This window comes from Mycobacterium sp. (assembly GCF_049683355.1).
Lineage (GTDB): Bacteria > Actinomycetota > Actinomycetes > Mycobacteriales > Mycobacteriaceae > Mycobacterium.
The window spans coordinates 1-9,855 of the sequence record NZ_JBAUJB010000208.1 but is presented as its reverse complement, the minus strand read 5'-3'; the positions used below and the strand labels follow the sequence as shown (position 1 = coordinate 9,855).

Sequence of the window (9,855 nt, the reverse complement as noted above, 5' to 3'; positions counted from 1 at the left end):
GTGCAGCTGGGTGATGGCGCGCTCGGCGGCGTGCGGCGCGCGGCCGTGCCCCGAGGCCGGGTTGGTCAGCACGGTGACGCGCGCAGGCTGGGTCATATTGCTCCTCGCGTCCGCGGCCTCACGGAATCAGCTTGCCCGGGTTGAGGATGCCCGCGGGGTCGAGGGACTTCTTGACCGCGCGCAACACCTGGACCCCGACGTCGCCGATTTCGTCGCGCATCCACGGTCGGTGGTCGGCGCCGACGGCGTGGTGGTGGGTGATGGTGGCGCCGACGCGCATCATCGCGTCGGATGCGGCCGCTTTGGCCGTGCGCCACTGCTCGATCGGGTTGCCCCGCTGGGCGGCCACGACCGTGAAGTACAGCGATGCCCCGGTCGGATAGACATGCGAAATGTGGCACAGCACCAGCGCCGGCGACCCCGAATCGGTGAGCGCGGCGGTGAGCGCCTCGGTGACCGCCGCCTTCAGCACCGGCACGTTCGACCAGATGGTGGCGGTCTCCAGGGTTTCGCACAGGGCGCCCGCCGACAACAGCGCATCACGCAGGTAGGGAGCGTTGAACCGGCCGTGCTCCCAGGCGCGTGCCGGTTCTTCACCCAGTGATGTTCCCCCGCCGGCTTCCAGCAGGGCCCGGGTTTCGGCGTGGCGGCTGGCGACGTGGGCTTCGGTGCCCTCGAACACGGTGATCGCCAGGCACCCGCCGGTGCTTGTCTTCTCGTCGCGCAAGCGCTCGTCGGTGACCTGCGATTCGCCGATGTTCTCGGTGGTGGCGAGGTTGACGCCGGTCTCGGCCTCGTCGGACAGCCGGACCACGGTCGGACCGGTGCCGGTCTGGACGACCGCGCGCAGCGCGTCGGCGCCGGTGGCGAAGTCGGGGAACGACCACGCCTCGTACCGGGTGGCTTCGGGGATCGGGTGGATGCGGACCCGCACCCGGGTGATGATCCCGAGGGTGCCCTCCGAGCCGATGAGCAGCTGGCGCAGATCGGGTCCGGCCGCCGATTCCGGGGCTCGCCCGAGGTCGAGAATGCCGGCCGGGGTGACGGCGCGCAGGCCGCGGACCATGTCGTCGAACCGGCCGTAGCCCGCGGAGTCCTGACCGGACGACCGCGTCGCGGCGAACCCGCCGATGGTGGCGAACAGGAAGCTCTGCGGATAGTGGCCGAGGGCGAAGCCGTGCTCGCCGAGCAGTCGTTCGGCCTCCGGCCCGCTCAGGCCGGCGCCCAACTCGGCCTCCCACGACACCTCGTCGAGCGCGTGCAACCCGTCGAGTCGGTGCAGATCCAGCGACACCACCGCCTTGAAGTCCCCGCGCAGCGGGTCCAGTCCACCCACGACGCTGGTGCCGCCGCCGAACGGGACGACGGCGATGCTGCGATCTGCGCAGAATGTGAGGATCTGGGCCACTTCGTCTTCGCCGCCCGGCAGCAGCACCGCATCGGGAGCGTCCTGAACCCCGAAATCGCGCCGTCGGAGCAGGTCCAGAGTGGATTTGCCGCCGGCGCGAAGCAACCGTGCGCGGTCGTCGACGGTGACGTTGGCGGCGCCGATGATGGCGCTCAGACCGTTGCGGTCGGTCTGGGACAACGCCGACGGCCGCAACCGGACCTCATCGGCGCTGGGCTCGTCGACGTCGTGCGCCTCGATGCCGAGCGCCTGCTCCAGCAGCGCGCGAATCCCGGGTGACAGCGGTTTGGCCGCAGCGGCGTCGCCCCAGGCGTTCCACTGCATCGGGGGTTGGTCCGGATGGGCATCGGGGCGCGTCATGGGTTACAGTATTACAAACGATGTCAATCCGTAACGCTGATGCCAGCGTCGAGAAGCGAATCCTCGATGCCGCCGCGGCGTGCATCCTGGCGTTCGGCGTCGAGCGAACGACGATGACCGAGATCGCGCGGCGGGCACGAGTCAGCCGACCGACGATCTACCGTCGCTGGCCGGATATCCGCTGGGTGATCGCCGAACTGCTGACGGCCCGGATCGCCGGGGTGCTCGACGCCGTCCCGTCCCGCGGCCCCGGGCGCACGGCACTGGTCGAGCGGGTGGTCGCGGTGGCCGAGCACCTGCGTAACGACGAGGTCGTGATGTCGGTGATCATCAACGCGCCGAGTTTGGCGATGGTGTACATCGCCGAACGCCTCGGCACCAGCCAGCAGATCCTCGTCGAGGCGCTGGCCGAGGCGATCGCCGCGGGGCAGGACGACGGCAGCATCCGGCCGGGTGATCCGCGCCAGATGGGCGCGATGTGCCTGCTGATCACGCAGTCCACCATCCAGTCCTCCCAGATGGTCGAGAAGATCCTCGACCGCGAGGCGCTCGGTGTCGAGCTCGCCCATTCGCTGAACGGATATCTGAAACCATGAGCAGCACAACGGCTCTGAACGCCTCGCGGCGTGCCAGGGAACTCGCCGCGCTCACTGACGGCACGACCGTCGACCTGATTGTCATCGGCGGCGGCATCACCGGCACCGGCATCGCGCTGGACGCGGCGAGCCGGGGCCTGTCGGTGGTGCTGGTGGAGAAGCACGATCTGGCGTTCGGCACCAGCCGGTGGAGCTCCAAGCTGGTGCACGGCGGACTGCGCTACCTCGCCACCGGCAACGTGGGCATCGCCCGGCGCAGCGCCGTCGAACGCGGAATCCTGATGACCCTCAACGCCCCTCACCTGGTGCGGGCGATGCCGCAACTGGTCCCGCTGCTGCCCGAGATGACCGCCGCCTCCCGGGCGCTGGTGAGGTTCGGGTTCGCCGCGGGTGACGGGCTGCGCAAGTTGGCCGGCACGCCGGCGGCGACGCTGCCGCGGTCCCGCCGGATCGATGCGCAACGCGCTGTCGCGCTGGCGCCGACGGTGCGCCGCGACGGCCTCGACGGTGCGCTGCTGGCCTATGACGGTCAGCTCGTCGACGACGCGCGGTTGGTCACCGCGGTCGCCCGTACCGCCGCGCAGCACGGCGCCAGGATCCTCACCCGGGTCGCGGCGTCGGATGCCACCCGCACCTCGGTAACCCTCACCGATGTGCAGACGGGGGAGACGACGGACGTCACCGCCCGCGCAGTCGTCAACGCCACCGGGGTGTGGGCCGGCGAGGTCGACGAATCCATCCGGTTGCGACCCAGCCGCGGCACCCATCTGGTGTTCGACGCCGCCGCGTTCGGCAATCCCACTGCGGCGCTGACCGTTCCGATCCCCGGCGAGATCAACAGGTTCGTGTTCGCGATGCCCGAGCAACTCGGTCGGGTGTATCTGGGGCTGACCGACGAGGACGCCCCCGGGCCGATCCCCGATGTGCCGCACCCGACCCCGTCGGACGTCGCGTTCCTGCTCGACACCGTCAACACCGCGCTGGACACTGCGCTCGGCCACGACGACATCGTCGGCGCCTACGCCGGCCTGCGCCCGCTGATCGACACCGGGTCGGGTCGTACTGCCGACGTGTCTCGCGAGCATGCGGTGACCGAATCGCCATCGGGGGTGATCAGCGTGATCGGCGGGAAACTGACCGAGTACCGATACATGGCCGAGGACGTCGTGGACCGTGCCGTGACGCTGCGCGGTCTGACCGCAGGAGTCTGTCGCACCCGGAGTCTGCCGTTGGTCGGCGCTCCGTCGAACCCGGTGGCCACGCTGCGGTCGCCGGCCGAACTCCCGAGCTCACTGGTGGCCCGCTACGGCGCAGAGGCGCCCAACGTGATCGCACAGGCCGGTTGCGAGCGACCCACCGATCCGGTCGCCGACGGCATCGACGTCACCCGGGCGGAGTTCGAGTACGCGGTGACCCATGAGGGCGCGTTCACCGTCGAAGACATCCTCGACCGGCGTACCCGCATCGGCCTGGTCGCCGGGGACCGGTCGCGCGCGGAAGCCGCGGCCGAGGAAATACTCGCCGGAACGGTATTCCAGCAGGGCAAATCCGAGTAACGGCCTGCTGGAATACAGTTCCGGCGGAAGGGCTTACAGCCCGGGACGGGTTTACAGCGGAATGTTCTTGTGGCGGCCGCGGCGCGCGGGTGCCTCGGCGAGCGCCTGGGTCAGCACGCTGCGGGTGTGCGACGGGTCGATCTTCGCGTCCACCACGCCGATCTCGATCGCCGAGTCGACGCCGCCGGCTATCTTCTCGTGCTCGACGGCGAGCTGTTCGTGCAGCGCCTCACGGTCCTCGGGAGCCGCGGCGGCCAGCTTCTTCTTGTGCAGGATGCCCACCGCGGCCTTGGCGCCCATGACGGCCACCTCGGCCTCCGGCCACGCGAACACCTTGGTGGCGTTCAGCGACCGCGAGTTCATCGCGATGTAGGCGCCGCCGTAGATCTTGCGGGTGACCAGCGTGACCCGCGGCACCGAGGACTCGCCGAACGCGTGCAGCAGCTTCGCGCCGCGGCGCACCACGCCGCCCCATTCCTGGTCCACGCCGGGCAGGTATCCGGGAACGTCCACGATCACCACCAGCGGGATCCCGAAGGCGTCACACAGCCGCACGAAACGCGCTGCCTTCTCCGCACTCTCGGAGTTCAGGCAACCGCCGAGACGCAGCGGGTTGTTGGCCAGCACACCGACGGTGCGTCCCGACAGCCGGCCCAGGCCGACCACCATCGACGGTGCCCACTTGCCCTGGAACTCCTCGAAGGGTGTGTCGCTGTCCAGCAGGGCGACGATCAGCGGGTGCACGTCGTAGGCGCGGCGTGACGAATCCGGGAGCAGCGCCTTGAGATCGGTGTCGCCGGCCTCGGCCTTGCTGCGGTCGAAATGCCCCTGCTGGCAGAAGTATCCGACCAGACGACGACCGCGGTCGTAGGCGTCGAGCTCGTCGGTGGCGACGATGTGGCACACGCCGGACTTCTTGTGGTGGGTGTCGGGGCCGCCGAGCGACGCCATGTCGACGTCCTCACCGGTCACGCTGCGCACCACGTCCGGTCCGGTGACGAACACCCGACCTTCCGGCGCCATGATGACGACGTCGGTGAGCGCGGGGCCGTAGGCGGCGCCACCGGCGGCGAAGCCGACCACCACCGAGATCTGCGGGATGTAGCCGGACGCGCGGATCATCGCCTCGAAGACCAGGCCGACCGCGTGCAGCGCCTTGACGCCCTCGGCGAGCCGGGCGCCGCCGGAGTGCCAGATGCCGACGATCGGGCTCTGCTCCTCGATGGCGACGTCGTAGGCGTTGACGATGTGCGCGCAACCCTCCACGCCCATGGCGCCGCCCATCACGGTGCCGTCGGTGCAGAATGCGATCGTCCGCACGCCGTTGACGGCGCCAGCCGCGGCCAGGATGCCCGAGCGGTCCCGCTCGTGGAGCAGTTCGACAGTGCCGTCGTCGAAGAACGTCGACAGCCTCAGCAGCGGATCACGCGGATCGAGTGATTCGTTTACCTCTTCGGGGGCCAGGCCATTCTCAATTGTCGTCATGTCATCTCCTGTCAGTACTTACCGAAGGCGAGTGCGACATTGTGCCCGCCGAATCCGAACGAATTGTTGATCGCGTACCGGAGTTCTCCGGTGCGCGGCTTCCCGGCCACCACGTCGAGGTCGATCTCGGGATCGAGGTTCTCGAGGTTCAACGTGGGCGGGATGATGCCATCGCGCAACGCCATCAGGGTCAGGATCGACTCCACCGCGCCGACAGCGCCGACGGAGTGGCCGAGCGCGGACTTCGGCGCGTACACCGCCGGGTGGTGACCGCCGAGCGCGTTGTTGATGGCCTTGCCCTCGGCGACGTCGCCGACGCTGGTGCCGGTGGCGTGTGCGTTCACGTGGTCGATGTCGGTGGGTTGCAGACCGCCCAGCTCGATGGCCCGCGACATCGCGTAGCCCGCGCGTTCGCCGTTGGGGTCGGGGGCCACCATGTGGAATCCGTCGGAGGTGATGCTCGCGCCCAGCAACCGCGCCAGCGGCTTGGCGCCCCGCGCCTTGGCGTGCGCCTCGGTCTCGATGACCATCAGCGCACCGGCCTCGCCGAAGACGAACCCGTCGCGGTCCTTGTCGAACGGGCGGCACGCACCGGCGGGGTTGTCGTTGTTGGTGGACATGACGATGCGCATCTGGGCGAACGCAGCGATCGGCACGGCCTCGATGCGCTGCTCGACGCCACCGCAGATCGCGATGTCGGCTTCGCCGAGCACGATATTGCGCCAGGCCTGGGCGATGCCCTCCGAGCCGGACGCGCACGCCGAGACCGGGGTGACGACGCCGGCTTTGGCGTGGCGGTCGAGCCCCACCACCGCCGACGGCCCGTTGGGCATGTACATCTGGACCGACAGCGGTGAGACGGCTTTGAGACCGCGTTCCCGCATGCCGTCGTAGGCGAACACCAGTGCTTCGGCGCCGCCGAGGCCGGTGCCGATCGACACCAACAGCCGATCGGTGTCGACCTCCGGCGCGCCCGCGTCGTCCCAGGCCCGCCGGCCCAGCACGGCGGCCATCTTCTGCACGTAGGACATCCGCCGGTTCTCGACCTTGGTCAGTTCCGACTCGAAGTCCTCCAGCAGGTGACCGCCGATGCGGACCGGAAGCTGGAACTGCTCGATGAAGGGATCCTCGAGCCTGCGGATGCCGCTCTGCCCATCCAGGAGCGCCTTCCAGGTCGCCTCGGCGTCGGTGGCCACACTCGTGGTCATCGCGATGCCGGTGACGACGACGTCCGGAAGTCCGTTACCTGTGGTAGCCGAAGGCATGGGTGAGCTGCGCGTCCTTTCTCCGATCAAACGTGTCGGTCGGGTCCCCTAGTAGCGACCGAAGGCCAATGCCACATTGTGGCCACCGAACCCGAACGAATTGTTGATGGCGTACTGGTATTCCCCATATCGAGGCTCACCCGCGACGACATCGAGACCGATCTCGGGGTCGGGTGTCTCGTAGTTGAGTGTCGGCGGGATGACACCGTCGCGCAGCGCGAGCACCGTCAGGATCGACTCCAGTGCGCCGACAGCGCCGATCGAGTGACCCAACGCCGACTTCGGCGCGTACACCGCGGCGTGTTCCACACCGGCGGCCCTGATGGCGTTGGCCTCGGCCAGGTCACCGATCGAGGTGGACGTGGCGTGCGCGTTGACGTGGCTGATGTCCTCGGCGGACAAGCCCGCTGTCTCCATCGCCCGCTTCATCGCGTGGGCGGCCCGCAGACCGTCCGGCGCCGGCGCCACCATGTGGTAAGCGTCCGACGAGATGCCTGCGCCGAGCAACCGGGCCAGGGGCTTGGCGCCACGGGCCTTGGCGTGCTCTTCGGTCTCGATGACCATCAGTGCGCCGGCTTCGCCGAAGACGAACCCGTCGCGATTCTTGTCGAACGGCCGCGACGCGCCTTCCGGATCGTCGTTACGGGTCGACATGGCGCGCATCATCGAGAACGCCGCGATGGGCAGTGCCTCGATGCCGCCTTCCACACCGCCGCAGACGGCGATGTCCGCATCACCCATGACGATCTGCCGCCAGGCGTGGGCGATGCCCTCGGACCCCGACGAGCACGCCGACACCGGGGTGATGACCCCGGCGCGGGCGCCCAGTGCGAGGCCGACGACGGCAGCGGCGCCGTTCGGCATGATCATCTGAACGGCGAGCGGGGACACCTTGCGGGGCCCGCCCTCGTTCATCGCGTCGTACGTCTCGACGATCTTCTCACCGCCGCCCAAACCGGTGCCGATGACCACCGCGAAGCGGTCCGGGTCGACCTCGGGCGAACCCGCGGTCTCCCAGAGCTGGTTGCCCAGGTACTTCGACATCCGCTGGACGTAGGACATCCGGCGCAGGTCGAGCCGCGTCATCAGCGGGTCGAGCGGTTCCTTCAGGTGCCCACCGATCTTGACCGGCAGGTCCCACTTGGTGATGAAGTCGTCCTCGAGGACGTGGATTCCGCTCTCGCCGGCCAACAAGCCCTTCCACGTGCTCTCGATGTCCGCCGCGATCGACGTCGTCGCTGTTACAGCGGTCACCACCACATTGGGGTAACCGCCGTTAGCAGTGGAAGGTCTGGTCACTTGTCACCCGTGATCTGCGCCCGGATGGCCGCGGCGGCTTCGGGGTTCTCAGCCTCGAGCTTCTGGATGTACGCGACGACGTCGCCGACGGTGCGCAGGCCGGCGAGGTCCTCGTCGGGGATCTTCACGCCGTACTTGTCCTCGGTCTGCACAGCGATCTCGACCATCGACAGCGAGTCGATGTCCAGGTCGTCGACGAACGACTTCTCGGGCGTGACCTCGGAGGGCTCGATACCGGTGACCTCTTCGATGATCTCGGCGAGGCCGGCAATGATTTCGTCCTGAGTGGCGGGCACGGTGGCTCCTTCTATCTGTGTGTTGTTACTTGTTGCGGAACGTACGAACTGCGGGGATGTGATGGTCAGTTGCGGAGAGATTCCACAAGTCCGTCCAGATCGGCGGGGGACTTGATGGGGTGGGTCGGGGTTCCCTTCAATTCGCGTTTGGCGATCCCGGTCAGCGTTCCCGCTGGGGGAAACTCGATGATCGCCGAGTTGTCCGCTTTCTCGAACAACTCGCGCATGGTCGCGGTGCACAGATCCCAACGGACCGGCTTGGTCATCTGCGCCACCAGCTTGGTCATCGCATCGGCGGCGGAGGAGACTGGGCGGCCGTCGGCGTTCGACAGCAGCTTGACGTGGGGCGCGGAGATCTCAGCCGGCGCGATTCGATCGGCAACCGCGGTGTACCCGGCAAGCGCTGAGGTCATGTATTGGGTGTGGAACGCGCCGGCAGTGGCGAGGCGACGGACCCGGGCCCGCGCCGGCGGATCCTCGGCCAGCTTCTCCAGTGCCGACACCGCGCCTGCGGCGACGATCTGCCCGGCTGCGTTGCGGTTGGCGGGAACGAGGTCCAGGGCCTCCAGGCGGGCGAGCACCTCGGCCTCGTCGCCGCCGAGCAGCGCCGACATCCCGGTGGGCTCGAGTGCGCAGGCCTTGGCCATCTCGGCGCCGCGGGTGGCGGCCAGCGAGACGGCCTCGTCGGCCGAGATCATGCCGGCGATCGCATAGGCGGCGATCTCACCGACCGAGTGTCCTGCCGCGATGATCGTGGTGTCCTGGTCGCTGTCGGCCAGGTTCGCGCGCTTGGTGAGCTCCTCGTGGGCGAGCAGCGTCGCCGCCACGACGAGCGGCTGCGTCACCGCCGTGTCGGTGATCTCTTCGGCGGTGGCGGTGGTGCCCAGGCGGGCCAGGTCGAGGCCGCTGATGTCGGACCACCCCGCAATGCGCTCGGCAGCTCCGGGCAGCTCGAGCCAGTCGTCGAGCATGCTGGGAGTCTGCGAACCCTGTCCGGGCGCGAGGAAGGCAAGCACAGTCTTCTGGGGCACGTCTCTAAGGAAACATTGAGAAGTCGGTTTTGCACGGTGTAAGAGATTATGAACCTTGTCTTAAGTTTTTGTAGGTACTCCACAAAACCGCATGTGATGGGACTCCACTGAGACCGGACTGCAATCTGTCATGCGCCCGTTTGGTCAGCGGGTGTGACTGGAGTAACACCTGCGGCCTGTGCGGATCCGCCGACCGCAGAGGTCGACTGCTGAGCCTGGCGGGTCAGCCGGCCCACCGTGGAGGCCACCCGCAACACATAGGAGTCGCGCGGAACCGTGGGATCGCGGCCGGTGAAATCCGCGATCCGTTTGAGTCGGTACCTGACGGTATTTGGATGAACGAACAATTTGCGTGCGCAGGCCTCGATGGCGCCGCCGGAGTCCAGGTAGGCGTCCAACGTCTCCATCAGTGCCGGACCGGCGTCCGAGAGCGGTCGCATCACCTCGGCTTCGAGTGCCACCGCCGCGGTGGCGTCACCCAGCAGTGCGCGCTCGGGCAGCAACTCGCGGGCCGCCACCGGCCGCGGGGCGCCCGCCCAGCCGGCCACGGCGTTCATCC

Annotated in this window: 9 protein-coding genes and 1 pseudogene; 2 read left to right on the top strand and 8 right to left on the bottom strand. The window is 68.6% G+C overall.

The window, feature by feature from the left end:
• Nucleotides 1-96, bottom strand: a pseudogene (locus tag WA944_RS12595) (diacylglycerol kinase); the annotation flags it as partial.
• Nucleotides 97-118: 22 nt separating this feature from the next.
• Entirely contained in the window at nucleotides 119-1,732 is a 1,614-nt protein-coding gene (locus WA944_RS12590; protein ID WP_526375952.1) for an FAD-binding oxidoreductase, read from the bottom strand.
• 56 nt (nucleotides 1,733-1,788) lie between these two features.
• On the opposite strand from WA944_RS12590, the gene WA944_RS12585 reads away from it, so the two are divergent.
• Together WA944_RS12585 and WA944_RS12580 are read left to right on the top strand one after the other, a co-directional pair.
• Nucleotides 1,789-2,364, top strand: a complete 576-nt coding sequence (locus tag WA944_RS12585) for a TetR/AcrR family transcriptional regulator (protein ID WP_526375950.1) — start codon at nucleotides 1,789-1,791, stop codon at nucleotides 2,362-2,364.
• Nucleotides 2,361-3,920: a glycerol-3-phosphate dehydrogenase/oxidase gene (locus WA944_RS12580; RefSeq protein WP_526609097.1), complete on the top strand. Its 1,560-nt coding sequence runs from the start codon at nucleotides 2,361-2,363 to the stop codon at nucleotides 3,918-3,920. Before WA944_RS12585 ends, WA944_RS12580 begins: the two co-directional genes overlap by 4 nt.
• A gap of 51 nt (nucleotides 3,921-3,971) precedes the next feature.
• Here the strand turns inward: WA944_RS12580 and WA944_RS12575 are convergent, their stop codons facing one another.
• The 6 genes from WA944_RS12575 to WA944_RS12550 all read right to left on the bottom strand — a co-directional run.
• On the bottom strand, nucleotides 3,972-5,405 hold the full coding sequence (locus tag WA944_RS12575) for an acyl-CoA carboxylase subunit beta (RefSeq protein ID WP_526646994.1): 1,434 nt from the start codon (nucleotides 5,403-5,405) through the stop codon (nucleotides 3,972-3,974).
• A gap of 11 nt (nucleotides 5,406-5,416) precedes the next feature.
• Nucleotides 5,417-6,670, bottom strand: a complete 1,254-nt coding sequence (kasB, locus tag WA944_RS12570; RefSeq protein ID WP_526609600.1) for a 3-oxoacyl-ACP synthase KasB — start codon at nucleotides 6,668-6,670, stop codon at nucleotides 5,417-5,419.
• Between the two features lie 48 nt (nucleotides 6,671-6,718).
• Entirely contained in the window at nucleotides 6,719-7,969 is a 1,251-nt protein-coding gene (gene kasA, locus WA944_RS12565) for a 3-oxoacyl-ACP synthase KasA (RefSeq protein ID WP_526369164.1), read from the bottom strand.
• Nucleotides 7,966-8,265 carry a meromycolate extension acyl carrier protein AcpM gene (gene acpM, locus WA944_RS12560; protein WP_159234008.1) on the bottom strand — a complete coding sequence of 100 codons (300 nt, stop codon included), beginning with the start codon at nucleotides 8,263-8,265 and terminating at the stop codon, nucleotides 7,966-7,968. Before acpM ends, kasA begins: the two co-directional genes overlap by 4 nt.
• 65 nt (nucleotides 8,266-8,330) lie before the next feature.
• The gene (locus WA944_RS12555; protein WP_526369166.1) at nucleotides 8,331-9,281 is read right to left on the bottom strand and encodes an ACP S-malonyltransferase; all 951 of its coding nucleotides are present in this window, start codon (nucleotides 9,279-9,281) and stop codon (nucleotides 8,331-8,333) included.
• 143 nt (nucleotides 9,282-9,424) lie between these two features.
• Nucleotides 9,425-9,855, bottom strand: a 431-nt coding sequence (locus WA944_RS12550; RefSeq protein ID WP_526646993.1) for a PucR family transcriptional regulator, incomplete at its 5' end; no start/stop codon positions are given.